The sequence below is a fragment of the Pseudomonas sp. MF06569 genome (assembly GCF_059862735.1).
Genome location: NZ_JCBCUZ010000030.1, coordinates 1 through 13,828, shown reverse-complemented (window position 1 = coordinate 13,828; position 13,828 = coordinate 1). Strand labels below are relative to the sequence as shown.

Below are 13,828 nucleotides of genomic sequence, written 5' to 3'. Positions count from 1 at the left end.
AGCTGACTTGCCTGCGATGCGGGCGACGCGGTCTGCCAGGCACATCGCGGTGATGCCATCGCGAGCAAGCCCGCTCCCACAGACACACCAGCATGTGTGTTCAACACAAGATCTGTGGGAGCTGGCTTGCCTGCGATGCAGACGGCGCGGTCTGCCAGGTACATCGCGGTGATGCCATCGCGAGCAAGCCCGCTCCCACAGACACGCCAGCATGTGTGTTCAACACAAGACCTGTAGGAGCTGGCTTGCCTGCGATGCGGGCGACACGGTCTGCCAGTTACATCGCGGTGATGCCATCGCGAGCAAGCCCGCTCCCACTGAGGCGCTGTTTGTTTAGGTGATCGCTGAATCGAGGCCGGGTCATTTCAGGCATTGCGCGCCAGCCCTGGCCACTTGCGCATCATGTTCGGCCTTGACCCCGGACACGCCGACGGCACCTATCACGTGCCCATCGACGATGATCGGCACGCCACCTTCCAGGGAGGTCAGCAGAGGTGCAGACAGGAAGGCGTGGCGTCCGCCATTGACCATTTCCTCATACCCCTTTGACTCGCGCCGACCCAGCGCTGAGGTTCGGGCTTTTTCGGTGGCAATGTAGGCGCTTATGGGCGCACAGCCGTCGAGGCGCTCAAGGGCCAGCGGATGACCGCCGTCGTCGACAATGGCGATGGTGACGGCCCATTTGTTGTTCTGAGCTTCGCTGCGGGCCGCGGCAAGGATTTTGCTGACTTCTTTTTGGCTCAGTACGGCTTTGGTTTGCATGGAGGCTCTCCTGGTTGGGGCAGTGCGGCTTCGAGCAGTTCGATCCAGTGACGGACCGGGGTTCTGCCTGCACTGTCGAGATGGGACTGACAACCGATATTGGCCGTCACAATAATGTCGGGGTGTCCGCTTTCCAGAGCATTGAGTTTGTTGTCGCGCAGTTGCCGGGACAGTTCAGGCTGGGTCAGCGAATAAGTGCCCGCCGAGCCGCAGCACAGGTGGCTGTCGGGAACCGCCGTCAGGTTGAATCCAAGGCCGGTCAGAAGGGTTTCAACCGCGCCGGTCAGCTTCTGCGCGTGCTGCAAGGTGCAAGGGCAGTGGAACGCCAGACGTTGATCGCTGTGGATGCCGAGCTGTTCCAGCGGCTCGCCGCGCAGTACTTCAACCAGGTCCCTGGCCAGCCCGCTGACCCTGGCCGCCTTGCGGGCATAAGCCGGATCGCGGCTGAGCAGGTGGCCATAGTCCTTGATAAAAGCGCCACAACCGCTGGCGGTTTGCACTATGGCCTCGGCACCGTCTTCAATGCCGGGCCACCATGCATCGATGTTGCGGCGGGCGCGATTCAGCCCCGCCGACTGGGCGTCCAGATGATAGTCCACGGCTCCGCAGCAACCGGCCTCCCGGACGGGCATGACGCTGATCCCCAGCCTGTCCAGAACCCTGGCGGCAGCGGCGTTGGTGTTGGGTGACAGGCTGGGCTGCACGCAGCCTTCGAGCATCAGCACGTGTCGGGCATGGCGAGTGGTCGGTCGGGGTTTTGCTGGGGGCACATGGCGGGGCACCTTTGCTTGCAGGGGGGCAGGCAGCCAGGGGCGCAGGACCTGACCGCTGCTGACCAGCTTTCTGAACAGGCCCGTACTCGGGACAACACTGCGCAGGCCTTCACGCAACAAGCGCTGGCCAAGCGGCCGTGGCACTTGAGCGTCGACCACGGCCCGGCCGATATCCAGCAGGTTGTGGTAATCGACGCCTGAAGGGCAGGTGGTTTCACAATTGCGGCACGACAGGCAGCGGTCCAGATGCTGCTGGGTCTTTTCGGTCGCCTGATGGCCTTCGAGCACTTGCTTGATCAGGTAAATACGTCCCCTCGGCCCGTCCAGCTCATCGCCGAGCAACTGGTAGGTCGGGCAGGTGGCGTTACAGAAACCACAGTGCACACAACTGCGCAGGATGCTTTCGGCCTCCAGGGCACGGGGCAGTTGGCGGGCTTTTTCGCTCAGTGTGGTCTGCATGGCTCAACACTCCGCGTACAGGCGACCGGGGTTGAAGATGCCCCGTGGATCGAGTTGTTGTTTCAGCGTGCGGTGGTAGCGCATCAGTACATCGGGCAGGGGCTGGAACGGGCTGTCGACAAGGCCGTGCCGGTAGCAGGTGGCATGCCCGCCGACTGCTGTCACTGCATGGCGAATGAGCGTTGGATCGGCATCGGACTTGAGCCAGCGTTGTGCGCCGCCCCAATCGATCAGTTGACTGCCGGGCAGGACCAGATCCGGGGTGTTGTTGGGCAAGGACAGTCGCCAGAGGGGCTGGGTTTCATCGAAGAAACTCAGCTGGTGTTCGTTGAGATCGGTCCAGTACGAAGCGTCCAGCCATTCGCCCCCCAGCCGTTCATGGGCCGCCGCCACCGAGCCTTCCCCCCCTTCAAGCCTCACGTGCAGACGCTGGCCGTCATGGCATGCCGCACTGATCGGCAGCGGTTGCTGGCCCCACTGCGCCAGGCGCAGCAGGGCGCCAGCAGCATCCAGTTCCAGGCTGATACTCAGGCATTGTCGCGGTTTGGGCAGCACCTTGAGCGACACTTCGGTCACAACCCCCAGGGTGCCGTAGCTGCCCGCCATCAAGCGCGACAGGTCGTAGCCGGCGACGTTTTTCATCACTTCGCCACCAAAGCGCAAGTGTTTACCGTGCCCGGTGATGACCCGAGTACCGAGTACGTAGTCCCTGACCGAACCCGACCAGGGCCTGCGGGGGCCCGATAACCCGCTGGCAATCATGCCGCCTACCGTGGCGTCACCGAAGGCGGGGGGCTCGCAGGGCAGCATTTGTCGGGATTGATCCAGAACGTGGGCCAACTCCGACAAGGGGGTGCCACAGCGGGCCGTGATCACCAGCTCGGTCGGGTCATAGCTGACGATGCCCCGGTGGGATCTTGTGTCGAGCACTTCACCCGCTACCGGGCGACCCAGGAACATCTTGCTGTTGGAGCCCTGAATACGAAGCGGGGTCGCGTATTGGAGAGCCTGCTCGACCTGTTCCAGCAGGCGGTGACTGTCATCCCTGTCGTGTTCACTGCGCATCAGAAACGCTCCAGTTCAGGGAAAGGCAACTGCCCCATATGAACATGCATGGCGCCAAACTCGGCGCAGCGATGCAGGGTCGGAATATTTTTTCCGGGGTTGAGCAGGCCACCGGGATCGAAGGCCGCCTTGACCGCGTGGAACAGGGTCAGCTCATCACTGTTGAACTGCGCGCACATCTGATTGATTTTTTCGCGACCCACACCGTGCTCGCCGGTAATGCTGCCGCCGACCTTCACGCACAATTCAAGGATCTTGCCGCCCAGGGCTTCGGCGCGATCGAGTTCCCCTGGCTGATTGGCATCGAACAAAATCAACGGGTGCATATTGCCGTCACCGGCGTGAAACACGTTGGCTACCCGCAGGTCGTACTCGGCCGACAACGCGGCGATAGCTTGCAGCACGCCCGGCAGCTCACGGCGCGGGATGGTGCCGTCCATGCAGTAGTAATCGGGTGAGAGGCGACCCACGGCCGGGAAGGCGTTTTTGCGCCCGGCCCAGAAACGCACCCGTTCAGCTTCGTCTTTTGCCTGGCGCACTTCGGTGGCACCGGCCTGCTCCAGCACATGGCGCACGCGGTTGCAGTCGTCATGTACATCGGCTTCAACGCCATCGAGTTCGCACAGCAAAATGGCTTCGGCGTCGACGGGATAGCCTGCCTGGATGAAGTCTTCGGCGGCGCGGATGGCCAGGTTGTCCATCATCTCCAGGCCGCCGGGGATGATACCTGCGCCAATGATGTCGCCCACGGCCCGACCCGCTTTCTCCACTGAATCGAATGCTGCCAGCAATACTTTGGCGCTCTGGGGCTTGGGCAGCAGTTTGACCGTGACCTCGGTGATGACGCCGAGCATGCCTTCGGAGCCGGTAAACAGCGCCAGCAGGTCGAAGCCTGGGGAGTCGAGCGCGTCCGAACCCAGGGTCAGGGGGTCACCTTCTACGGTAAGAATGTCGACCTTGAGCAGGTTGTGTACGGTCAAACCGTACTTGAGACAATGCACGCCACCGGCGTTTTCCGCGACGTTGCCGCCGATTGAACAGGCGATTTGTGAGGAGGGATCGGGGGCGTAATACAGGCCAAACGGTGCTGCGGCCTGGGAAATCGCCAGGTTGCGTACACCCGGCTGCACCCGTGCAGTGCGGGCCGCAGCGTCGATGTGCAGGATCTTGTTGAAACGGGCCATCACCAGCAGCACGCCTTTTTCCAGCGGCAGTGCGCCCCCGGACAAACCGGTACCGGCCCCGCGTGCGACGACCGGGACACGTAATTCATGGCAGATCTGCAACACGCCCTGCACCTCGTCGAGGTGACGAGGCAGCACCACCAGCAGGGGGGTGGTGCGGTAGGCGGACAGTCCGTCGCACTCGTAGGGCTTGAGTTCTTCACGCTGATGCAGGACTTCAAGGTCCGGCAAACGTGCCTGCAAGGTGTGCAGCAGCAGGGCTAAATCGACGTCGGGCAGGATGCCATCGACGCGTTCATCGTAAAGGATGTTCATGGCGGCTCACGACACTCGATTGTTTTTATTAGAGGTCTGTATCCGGATGCAGCGGTCCATCATTGGACTCGGGCACGCTCCTGTCCATGTATTGTTTGGCGGGTGGAAACGATTTTGTAAAGGTTGCGATGGCGCAAGCAAGCCCGTCGCAGGGCAACGTGCAGGTCTACGGGGTGAGGGTAGTGGCTGTCCGGTCAGCGCCGGATGCGATTTTTTTGCCAGCTCAGATCGCTGTGAAACGTTCCCGTATCACCGCGCATCACGTAGAGGGAGGCCCTGTAGGCCGATGACAATCGGGAACATTGCAGACCGCGAATCTTGCTGTATGCCCACATCCAGCCGTGGGTTGTCCTGGTGCTCATCCTTCATCCTGCTTGTTCATCACCTGACCCCTGAGATCTGCATAATCAATGACTTGAGCCTGTTTGGACCGGCTCTGGCCCAGTAGTTCCCCAGCTCATTTATGGCAGTAGGTCAGGAGGGGCCGTCGGGTGGTGTGAAGGGCTGAGAAAGGCGAGGTGATCTGGCCACCTGACCGCCTGTTGGCGGCAAGTGGGCCGGAGCATCTCTGGAGCAGGCAGTGACGCCTAGAGCAGTTGGTCAATCAGGACCGCATTGGTGTAGATCAGGCTACCGTCGCTCGATTGATGCCCGACCAAATGGAACTGACCACGGTCGAGGTGCAAATAGACGCGCATCTGGCAGTCCGACAACGGGCCATAGCCTTGGGGCAGGGTCAGATCCAGTGTGCTCATGTCGACGTCGACCATGACTTCAGGCTCCTGGGATTTCTGCAGGCGTTCCTCTGCCTGTTCCATGCGTCGATGGAGGGGACCGTCGACGTAGAAATGGATCTCGCCGACCGGGATGGGACTTTCGCCGGGACTGTTTTTGCACCAGCCTTCAATCGTCAGGGCACTCATGACAACACCTCCACTGTGGATGGCTGACTCTTGGCAGCGCTTGGCGCGCTGCTTGCCATAACGTGTCTGACCTTCACGGTCAGGCCGGGTTCGTCTTTTATGACCAGCGGTGAACGTGGGCCTTCGTTCTGCCCTGTATCCGGGGCATCTACTCCTGAGGCGCCAGGTCGCCGTACCAGTAGGCTGCGGTGACACCGCCATCCATCAGGAAGTCACTGCCGGTGATGAATGTCCCTTCAGGCCCCATCAACAGTGCTGCGACCGAACCAACTTCATCGGGTGTGCCGCCACGGCCGGCGGCGCAGAGGTTGATCATGCGCTGGTAGCCTTCGCCGCGTGGACCGCTGAGTTCATCTCTGGCCAATGGGGTAAAGATGATGCCCGGGCTGATGGTATTGACCCGTGCCCCGCGCTTGCCCCAACGCACCGCCTCGGCCATGACGCGCAACGAATTACCGCGTTTGGAAATCTGATAAGCGTGCAATGGATCGCTCACCTGGTCTGCCTGAAGCATCGGCAGTGCCAGTAACTCTTCGACAGGGGTGGTGGCCAGTGCCTTGTTTTGCTCTGGCGTGAGGGCGGGCAGGCGATGGCCTGATTGCGAGGCGATGACCACTGCTGATCCACCTGCGGCGATCACGTTGCCGAACACTTCCAGCACCAGCGCCGTGCCATACAGATCGACACGCAGGATGGTCGATACCGGCGCCTGGGACGGAGAAACACCGGCAGCGTGGATCACTGCGCAGACCTCGCCAATGGTGGTTGCCAATTTAACCAGGGCCTGGACCGACTCACGTGAGGACACATCGACGACAGCCGTGGTGACCTCGAAGCCTGCGTCGAGCAACACCGTGGCCGCCGCCTCGGCGTTCTCCAGCCGCAGGTCGGCCAGCAGCACGTGTTTGCCTGCGCTGACACGGCGGGCAATAGCTTGGCCAATGGAGCCTGCGCCTATGACGACGGTGACGCTACGGGTGTTCTTCATGAATACCTCGAGTGAATGTTGATGGCAGCGACTGAGTGTTTCTTGCCGAAGTTATCGTAGCCGCAACTGGCGAGAGCGTTAGAACGTACGGGAATTAAAGGCCTTGGGCGTACTGTTGGTCGCTGACCTGCTCCATCCAGTCCACCACCTTTTCGTCCTGCACTTCGGCAATGGCGATATGAGTCATCGCCGTGGTGGCGGTCGCTCCATGCCAGTGTTTGACATTAGGTGGGATCCACACGGTGTCTCCCGGTTTGATTGAACGGGCGGGCTGCCCCAGTTCCTGTACCAGGCCGGATCCGGCGGTCACGATCAAGGTCTGGCCCAGCGGGTGGGTGTGCCAGGCAGTGCGGGCTCCGGGCTCGAAGGTCACCGTAGCACCGCTGACACGGGCGTCCTGGGTTCCCTTGAAAGGCGCATCGACGCGAACGGTACCGGTGAAGTAATCACCTGGCCCCTTGGCCGATGGCTGAGAGCCGTTGGGATGGATGATGAACATTGACTTCTCCTCTGCGGGTACATCAAGGGCGAGCAATGACAGCGATAAGGCTGTGGCTGCGAGGTTTTTCATGACGATTCGCTCAGGGAAATGGCCGCCGGTAAAGGCTGATGGCCAGCAGCCTGAAAAATTGAAAGCCCCAATGCGCTATGTGCCTTGGCAGGCGTGAGCGCTGCTGATCTGGAGCAAGATGTTCAATCTATCAGCTGCGAATTATTATGATTAGTCGCTAGAATTCGAAAATACTTATGTGAGTGCCTCATTAATGCTCAGGGAAAACGCCAGCGATCTGCTTGCCTTCCTCGCTGTCGCGAGGGAGCGAAGTTTTACCAAGGCAGCTGCCAGACTCGGGGTCTCGCAATCTGCGCTCAGTCACACAATTCGTGGCTTGGAAGCTCGGCTGGGGCTGCGCCTGTTGACCCGTACCACGCGCAGCGTTTCGCCCACCGAGGCGGGCGAGCGGTTGATGAGGCGGGTAGGGCCTCATTTCGAGGAAATCGAAATCGAACTGGCCGGCCTGAGTGATTTGCGCGACACCCCTGCGGGCACAATCCGGATCAATGCCATGGACCATGTGCTGGATCAGATCATTCGGCCGGTACTCAAGGACTTTCTCCCCAGATATCCGGACATCTCGGTGGAAGTCTGCTGCGATTACAGCTTTGTCGACATTGCCGCCCAAGGCTTTGATGCCGGTGTCAGGTTGGGCGAGGATGTGGCACAGGGCATGATTGCCACGCGTATCGGGCCGGACATGCGCATGTCGGTCGTGGGTTCACCTGACTATTTTGCCCATCGAACATTACCCAATACCCCTAGGGCGCTGACAGATCACGTGTGCAACAACCTGCGGTTGCCCACCAATGGTGGACTGTATGCCTGGGAGTTTGCCAAGGAGGGTGAAAGCCTCAATGTGCGGGTGACGGGCCAAGTGACCTACAACGGTGTTTATCAACTGCTGCAAGCGGCGCTGGATGGTTTTGGGCTGAGTTACATTCCCCACGATCTGGTCGTGCCCCACCTCAACGCAGGGCGCCTGATCCATGTGCTGGAAGACTGGTCGCCACGATTTGCCGGGTTTCATCTCTACTACCCGAGTCGACGCCAGGCTTCACCTGCGTTTGCCTTACTGGTGGAAGCATTGCGCTATAAGGCCTGATCCTCTTCGATGCTCGATTTATGGCCAATCCATGGCCATAAATCATCAGTAGCTTTAACCGGGTTGTCTGGCGGTTTGGCGGGTCAACGGCTTGTTCCTGAACTGCGTCAGTTGATAGGCGATCGCCAGCCAGATGAACCATGCAGGCATCACGCACAGGGCGAGGCGGGTGTCAGGTCGCAGGGCAAGCAGGCACAGCACAAATGCCAGGAATGCCAGGGACAACCATGCCACGGGCAGGCCTCCTGGCATCTTGTAGCGGGATTGCGCATGCAGGTCGGGCCGTGTTTTGCGATAAGCAATATAGGACGCCAGGATGGTCGACCAGGTAAAGATCACCAGGATGGCCGACACCGTCGACACGATTGTAAAGGCGGTCATGACTTCAGGGATGATAAACAGCAGCAGTACGCCCACCAGCATCAGGAATGTTGTGAAGGCCAGGCTGGTGAGAGGAACACTGTTTTTCGAGAGCCGCTTGAAGATGCGGGGCGCATTACCCAGGTCGGCCAGGCCGAACAGCATCCGGCTGGACGAGAAAACCCCACTGTTGGCGGACGATGCTGCAGAGGTCAGAACGACAAAGTTCACGATGCCCGCAGCCGCCGGAAACCCGGCGATCAGGAACAGTTCAACAAAAGGGCTTTTGTTGGGGGAAACCTGCTGCCATGAAGTCACAGCGATGATGCAGGCCAGTGCCAGAACATAAAACAGGATGATTCTGAGGGGGATGGAGTTGATGGCTTTGGGCAATGTCTTTTCAGGCGACTTGGTTTCAGCGGCCGCCGTACCGATCAGCTCGGTGCCCGCGAATGAAAAGATCGCCATCTGAAAGCCGGCAAAAAAGCCGAATAGCCCGTTGGGAAATGCAGCCTGCTTGTCCAGCAGGTGTGACAGTGAAGCCGTTACTCCCGTGGGAGAGACGAAGGAGCTGGCGATGAGCACGACACTCACGCCGATAAGCGTAACGACCGCAATGATCTTGATGATCGCGAACCAGAACTCGACTTCACCAAACAGCCTGACGGTGAGCACATTCAGTGCAAACAGGGTGAACATCATGCCAATGGCGGGTATCCAGGCCGGAACATCGGGGAACCAGTACTGAAAGAACCCCCCGACCACCACGGCATCCCCAACAACGGCAACACTCCAGCTCAACCAGTATGACCACCCCAGAAAGAAGGCTGCCCGAGGGCCAAGATAGGCACCGGCGAAATCAGCAAAGCTCTTGAAGTTGAGGTTGGATAACAGCAGTTCTCCCATGGCGCGCATGACGAAGTAAACAAAGAGTCCGATGATCATGTAGATCAGAATGATCGATGTTCCGGACAGGGCGATGATCTTTCCGGACCCCATGAACAGGCCGGTGCCAATAGCGCCGCCCATGGCCATGAGTTGAATGTGACGATTGCTGAGCGTGCGCTGTAAAGCGGGTCGCTCTGTTAAATCATGGGTGTCAGTTTTCATCACAAAACCTCTTGATTTTATGTTTTTGAGTTTTGGCAGAAAAAGAGTGCGCGTTTATTTTTATAAGTAGCGTGGTCATGTCTTGCGAGTTAATAAGGCGGTCAGGGCGGTGGCTGCCAAGTGAGGTATCGAGACACGGCACCTGCCTGACAAGCAAACGGCTGAGTATTTCAGTTGGCTGAAAAGTGTCGCGTCTCAATGGGCAAGGTGGCCGAAACAGTAGTGGCCTCATCAATCAACTGATACAGGTTCTTGATGTTTTTCGGGGAGGGCACCAGGTGGATTTCTTCACCGAGGGCATACTTGCGGGCCTGGTCATGCAAATAACGAAGCGAAGAGAAATCTTCAAGGGCAAAGCCTACAGAGTCGAACACCGTGACTTGGGTGTCGCTTTCGCGTCCTGGTTCGTTGTCCCGAACAATGCGGAAGTATTCGATGACCGGAAAATCAGGGGCCAGTTGCTGAATGTCACCTTCGATGCGTGTCTGGGGTTCAAACTCGACGACGACCCGGGCGTTACGCAGGATATCTGCGTGCAGTTCGGTTTTCCCCGGGCAGTCACCGCCCACCGCGTTGATATGCATGCCCGGCTCGATCATGTCGGGGGTCAGAATGGTCGCGTAGGCCTTGTCCGCCGTCACGGTGGTGATGATGTCGACACCTTTGACCGCTTCATGCACCGAAGAGGCCACGGTGACAGTGATGCCGGTATACGCCTCCAGGTTCTGCTTGAGCTTCAACGAAGCAGCACGATCGATATCAAATATCTGCACCTCGTTGATCCCCAGCATTTCATGAAAGGCAATGGCCTGGAATTCGCTCTGGGCACCGTTTCCGATAATGGCCATGCGGGTCGAGTTCTTGCGGGCCAGGGACTGTGCCACCAGAGCCGACGTTGCCGCCGTGCGCACCGCCGTGGTCAGGGTGAGTTCGCTGAGGAAAGTGGGGTATCCGCTCCCGACATCGGCCAATACGCCAAAGGCCATGACGGTCGGCAGGTTTCGGATGGCATTGGCAGGATGGCCGTTGACGTATTTGAACGAGTACTGCTTGCCATCATCCGTCGGCATCAACTCAATGACACCGGACTCAGAGTGATTGGCGGTGCGCGGGGATTTATCAAAGTCAGCCCAGCGGCAGTAATCGGCCTTGATATAAAGAGCCATTTGCTGGATGGCATTGCCGACGCCAATATTTGCAAACAGCGTAGCGGCGTGATCAACGTTTATAAATAAAGTCATTGGTATGGATCTCGAAGTTGCGAGGCGTGAAAGTTTTATCGGCTACAGATAATTAGTGTTACTTGCTTTCATACCCGTGAAGTACGTTGACCGCATTGATCCCGATTTCATCGACCATATAACCGCCTTCCATGACAAAGAGCGTGGGGGCGCCAACCGTGGCAATGATTTCACCCATGCCAAAGAAGTCATGACTTTCCAGAAGAAAGTGGCTGATCGGGTCATCCTTGAACGTGTCGACGCCCAACGAGATAACCAACAATTCAGGGGCAAACTCCTTGAGTTTTTTGCAGGCGTGAACCAGAGCATTCTGATAGCTCTGCCAGGTCGTGTTTTTTGGCAAGGGGTAGTTGAGGTTATACCCCTCGCCGGCACCTGCGCCGCATTCGGAACTGAAGCCGGAGTAGTAAGGATAGGAAACCGACGGTTCCCCATGCAGGGAGACAAACATCACATCTTTTCGGTCATAAAAGATGTTCTGTGTTCCATTGCCATGGTGGAAGTCGACATCCAGAACTGCCACGCGCTTTGCACCCTGAGTCACTGCATGCTGAGCGGCAATGGCCGCGTTGTTCAGGTAGCAATAGCCACCCATGTATTCGCGTGCAGCATGGTGTCCGGGCGGACGACACAGGGCAAAGGCGCTGTTCTGGCCTTCGTTGATCAATGACAGGCCAGTGAGTGCAATATCGGCACTGGTTTTAACTGCTTCCCAGGTGGTGCTGGTGATCGGCGAACCGGCATCCATGGCAAAGAAGCCGAGCTTGCCATCGATAAAGTCGGGGACGTGATCATTCGACAAGTCGCGCACGGGCCATACCAAGGGAAGGGCGTCATGGGTCCGGCCGATTGCCGTCCATTCGGACCAGGCGGTTTCCAGAAACGAAACATAGCGCTCGCTGTGAGCGTTGACGTAGCACGCCCGATCGAATGATCGCGGAGCGATGATCTCGCCGAGCCCGACATGCCGGACTCTGTCCCGTACGGTATCGGCCCGGCTTGGCTGTTCGAAAGAAGGCTTGAGCACGCCGTCCTTCAGTTCGGTGCCGTGGTGCAGTCGATGAGAATCACTGAAAACTGTGAACATTTTTTCGCATCCGTTTTTTTTATTCAGGTATCTATTTTGTTCTGGTCTGGATGCGATTTCTTTGCTTTTTTTGTTTGTGTGATTAGTATGTTTAGTAATATTTTCCTTATTAAATAAAAAATATGAAAAAAAATACCAGTCGCGTCGTTCTTGATGAAACCGATCTTTCCATCCTTGCCTTGCTGCAAGAAGACGCAAGCATTTCCAACGCAGAATTGAGCGAACGGCTTTCCTTGAGCCTTACGCCCTGTTGGAGGCGGCGTAAAAGAATGGAAGAAGAGGGCGTGATCAAGGGCTACCAGGCGAACCTGGACCGGCGGATGCTGGGGCTGGATATCATGGCATTCGTGCACATCCGTTTTGCCACGCACACCGACCAGACCCCGGAAGCCTTTGAGGCGGTCATCAAGCAACTTCCCGAGGTCCTGTCGTGCCACAAGATCACGGGTGATGCCGACTACCTTTTACAAGTCCTGGCTCAGGATCTTGACAGTTACAGTGACTTTGTCGAAAGCGTATTGAGGCGACAGCTAGGTATTGCGTCAATTCAGTCAAGCCTGGCATTGCGCGAGGTCAAGAGCACCAGCCGTGTGGCTATCGCGGGGCAGGCCACGAAGTAACACCGGGCAGTTACCGGCGGATACGGATTTTTTGATAAGTGCGGTTGTTATAAAAAGTGCCTGTGTCGCCTCGAAGCGCATACAGCGTTGCTCTGTAGGCAGAGGACAGCGGCGGGCACAACAGGCTGCGCATCTTGCGATATGCCCACATCCAGCCATGTCCGGGTACGTGGGTCATAGAACTGCCTCAATGGGATGGGATTCGCCTGATGCATAATGCGTCAGGTGGCAGGAATGAGGGGTGTTTGCAGAGTCCATAAGCCCGTCCATGGTTGTCGTTGCATTGGCGTTGTTTTTTAGGCGGGTAAAACAGTGTTCATTACGTGGGTGGTCTACTAATAAGGATGTTAATTAATGTCTTGTTTTGTTCGGCGCCATAAAGGCGTGGCGTGCTCTTCGAGTTAACGGTTTTCAGGTAGGCAGGTGTGCAGTGCCGGACAAGAAGCCGGATTGATAATAGTACTAAACTTGCTGATTTGTAACCGGCTTTACTGTTATCTATTGTTATATGTGTTTGAATTGACGGGTTGTTGGCGCCATTTGGATGGCTGGTTGGTTTACCAAGTTTTGATCCTGCTTTATATGGGCTGAGTGGTTGTTCATGTGTTGATTACTGTTTGACGAGTTATTGGCGCCATTCAAATGCCTTATTGCTGTCCCGTGGCTGGATTTTGTTTTATATGGCTTTTCTTTTGTTTTATTTTTTTATAGATTAGCCGTTATGGCACCATGTTTTGTGTGGACTCCTGACCGATTAAGGACTAATTGAACAGCTTTTGCGGGGTGTTGGGCCCCTTGTTAACAATAAAAGCACAGTGGGCAGCCGCTTTTGTGGCTAAATGTCAGGCCATCCTGCAGGGCAGGTTGCTCGATGCTGACGGCGATCATTATTTTTCGTCAGACTACTTGGGGCAGGTGGGTGAAGCGCTGGTTTACCGTGGCATACAGTAAATCCAACTTCACGTCTCAGTGACTAAAGTCGAACTAAGTTAATCAGGGGTATCGGTTAAGCTTATTGGTTATCCCTCGCTTTACAGAGTGTTCATGCTTCACACAAGGAAGGAATGAAGAGAATGGAGGGCGGACATTTTGTACAAGTTATCGCCGTTACAAGCGGCAAGGGGGGCGTAGGCAAGACCGTTGTAGCGGTTAACCTCGGCGGCCGCGAAAACTGAGTGCAACACCTGACCTTTCCGGTACGGTGCTGCCCCTATGTCCTATTCCGAACTCAGCGTTGAAGAGCGCGCGATCATTCAGCTCAGTCAAGCTCAAGGCTTCACCCT

General features: G+C 57.4%; 12 protein-coding genes and 1 pseudogene. 3 read left to right on the top strand and 10 right to left on the bottom strand.

What is annotated here, in order from left to right; genetic code table 11:
• Window positions 1–360: 360 nt before the first annotated feature.
• From AC19YQ_RS21230 to AC19YQ_RS21200, 7 genes are all read right to left on the bottom strand, one after another.
• Window positions 361–762, bottom strand: coding sequence for a heme-binding protein (locus AC19YQ_RS21230; protein ID WP_339475679.1), 402 nt, complete (start codon window positions 760–762; stop codon window positions 361–363).
• Window positions 741–1,994: a glycolate oxidase subunit GlcF gene (gene glcF, locus AC19YQ_RS21225; RefSeq protein WP_500595875.1), complete on the bottom strand. Its 1,254-nt coding sequence runs from the start codon at window positions 1,992–1,994 to the stop codon at window positions 741–743. Before glcF ends, AC19YQ_RS21230 begins: the two co-directional genes overlap by 22 nt.
• Window positions 1,995–1,997: 3 nt before the next feature.
• Window positions 1,998–3,059 (bottom strand): glycolate oxidase subunit GlcE, encoded by a 1,062-nt coding sequence (glcE, locus tag AC19YQ_RS21220; protein WP_500595874.1) that lies wholly within the window; start codon window positions 3,057–3,059, stop codon window positions 1,998–2,000.
• The gene (gene glcD / locus AC19YQ_RS21215) at window positions 3,059–4,558 is read right to left on the bottom strand and encodes a glycolate oxidase subunit GlcD (RefSeq protein ID WP_500595873.1); all 1,500 of its coding nucleotides are present in this window, start codon (window positions 4,556–4,558) and stop codon (window positions 3,059–3,061) included. Before glcD ends, glcE begins: the two co-directional genes overlap by 1 nt.
• Before the next feature lie 587 nt (window positions 4,559–5,145).
• A complete protein-coding gene (locus AC19YQ_RS21210; RefSeq protein WP_500595872.1) occupies window positions 5,146–5,481 on the bottom strand; it encodes a hypothetical protein in 336 nt (111 codons plus the stop codon).
• A gap of 148 nt (window positions 5,482–5,629) precedes the next feature.
• On the bottom strand, window positions 5,630–6,469 hold the full coding sequence (locus tag AC19YQ_RS21205; protein ID WP_500595871.1) for an SDR family oxidoreductase: 840 nt from the start codon (window positions 6,467–6,469) through the stop codon (window positions 5,630–5,632).
• Window positions 6,470–6,563: 94 nt separating this feature from the next.
• Window positions 6,564–7,040, bottom strand: coding sequence for a (R)-mandelonitrile lyase (locus AC19YQ_RS21200; protein WP_500595870.1), 477 nt, complete (start codon window positions 7,038–7,040; stop codon window positions 6,564–6,566).
• Between the two features lie 193 nt (window positions 7,041–7,233).
• Here AC19YQ_RS21200 and AC19YQ_RS21195 point away from each other — a divergent pair, with 193 nt between their 5' ends.
• The gene (locus AC19YQ_RS21195; protein WP_500595892.1) at window positions 7,234–8,127 is read left to right on the top strand and encodes a LysR family transcriptional regulator; all 894 of its coding nucleotides are present in this window, start codon (window positions 7,234–7,236) and stop codon (window positions 8,125–8,127) included.
• A 54-nt stretch (window positions 8,128–8,181) separates the two neighbouring features.
• Here AC19YQ_RS21195 and AC19YQ_RS21190 read toward each other — a convergent pair whose 3' ends face one another.
• From AC19YQ_RS21190 to AC19YQ_RS21180, 3 genes are all read right to left on the bottom strand, one after another.
• On the bottom strand, window positions 8,182–9,597 hold the full coding sequence (locus tag AC19YQ_RS21190) for an amino acid permease (RefSeq protein ID WP_133078628.1): 1,416 nt from the start codon (window positions 9,595–9,597) through the stop codon (window positions 8,182–8,184).
• A gap of 170 nt (window positions 9,598–9,767) precedes the next feature.
• On the bottom strand, window positions 9,768–10,838 hold the full coding sequence (ocd, locus tag AC19YQ_RS21185) for an ornithine cyclodeaminase (RefSeq protein ID WP_500595869.1): 1,071 nt from the start codon (window positions 10,836–10,838) through the stop codon (window positions 9,768–9,770).
• Between the two features lie 58 nt (window positions 10,839–10,896).
• The gene (locus AC19YQ_RS21180) at window positions 10,897–11,925 is read right to left on the bottom strand and encodes a histone deacetylase family protein (RefSeq protein WP_500595868.1); all 1,029 of its coding nucleotides are present in this window, start codon (window positions 11,923–11,925) and stop codon (window positions 10,897–10,899) included.
• A gap of 122 nt (window positions 11,926–12,047) precedes the next feature.
• On the opposite strand from AC19YQ_RS21180, the gene AC19YQ_RS21175 reads away from it, so the two are divergent.
• Both AC19YQ_RS21175 and AC19YQ_RS21170 read left to right on the top strand, forming a co-directional pair.
• Window positions 12,048–12,545 carry an Lrp/AsnC ligand binding domain-containing protein gene (locus AC19YQ_RS21175; RefSeq protein ID WP_133078631.1) on the top strand — a complete coding sequence of 166 codons (498 nt, stop codon included), beginning with the start codon at window positions 12,048–12,050 and terminating at the stop codon, window positions 12,543–12,545.
• A gap of 1,073 nt (window positions 12,546–13,618) precedes the next feature.
• A pseudogene (locus AC19YQ_RS21170) lies at window positions 13,619–13,702 on the top strand (MinD/ParA family protein); the annotation flags it as partial.
• Window positions 13,703–13,828: the final 126 nt, after the last annotated feature.

What these genes read in the sequence shown, in the direction of transcription:
- AC19YQ_RS21180 (WP_500595868.1), bottom strand. Translation starts at nt 11,925, where the DNA reads ATGTTCACAGTTTTCAGTGATTCTCATCGACTGCACCACGGCACCGAA.
- AC19YQ_RS21195 (WP_500595892.1), top strand. Translation starts at nt 7,234, where the DNA reads ATGCTCAGGGAAAACGCCAGCGATCTGCTTGCCTTCCTCGCTGTCGCG.
- glcE (WP_500595874.1), bottom strand. Translation starts at nt 3,059, where the DNA reads ATGCGCAGTGAACACGACAGGGATGACAGTCACCGCCTGCTGGAACAG.
- AC19YQ_RS21205 (WP_500595871.1), bottom strand. Translation starts at nt 6,469, where the DNA reads ATGAAGAACACCCGTAGCGTCACCGTCGTCATAGGCGCAGGCTCCATT.
- AC19YQ_RS21190 (WP_133078628.1), bottom strand. Translation starts at nt 9,597, where the DNA reads ATGAAAACTGACACCCATGATTTAACAGAGCGACCCGCTTTACAGCGC.
- AC19YQ_RS21200 (WP_500595870.1), bottom strand. Translation starts at nt 7,040, where the DNA reads ATGAAAAACCTCGCAGCCACAGCCTTATCGCTGTCATTGCTCGCCCTT.
- ocd (WP_500595869.1), bottom strand. Translation starts at nt 10,838, where the DNA reads ATGACTTTATTTATAAACGTTGATCACGCCGCTACGCTGTTTGCAAAT.
- glcF (WP_500595875.1), bottom strand. Translation starts at nt 1,994, where the DNA reads ATGCAGACCACACTGAGCGAAAAAGCCCGCCAACTGCCCCGTGCCCTG.
- AC19YQ_RS21210 (WP_500595872.1), bottom strand. Translation starts at nt 5,481, where the DNA reads ATGAGTGCCCTGACGATTGAAGGCTGGTGCAAAAACAGTCCCGGCGAA.
- AC19YQ_RS21230 (WP_339475679.1), bottom strand. Translation starts at nt 762, where the DNA reads ATGCAAACCAAAGCCGTACTGAGCCAAAAAGAAGTCAGCAAAATCCTT.
- glcD (WP_500595873.1), bottom strand. Translation starts at nt 4,558, where the DNA reads ATGAACATCCTTTACGATGAACGCGTCGATGGCATCCTGCCCGACGTC.
- AC19YQ_RS21175 (WP_133078631.1), top strand. Translation starts at nt 12,048, where the DNA reads ATGAAAAAAAATACCAGTCGCGTCGTTCTTGATGAAACCGATCTTTCC.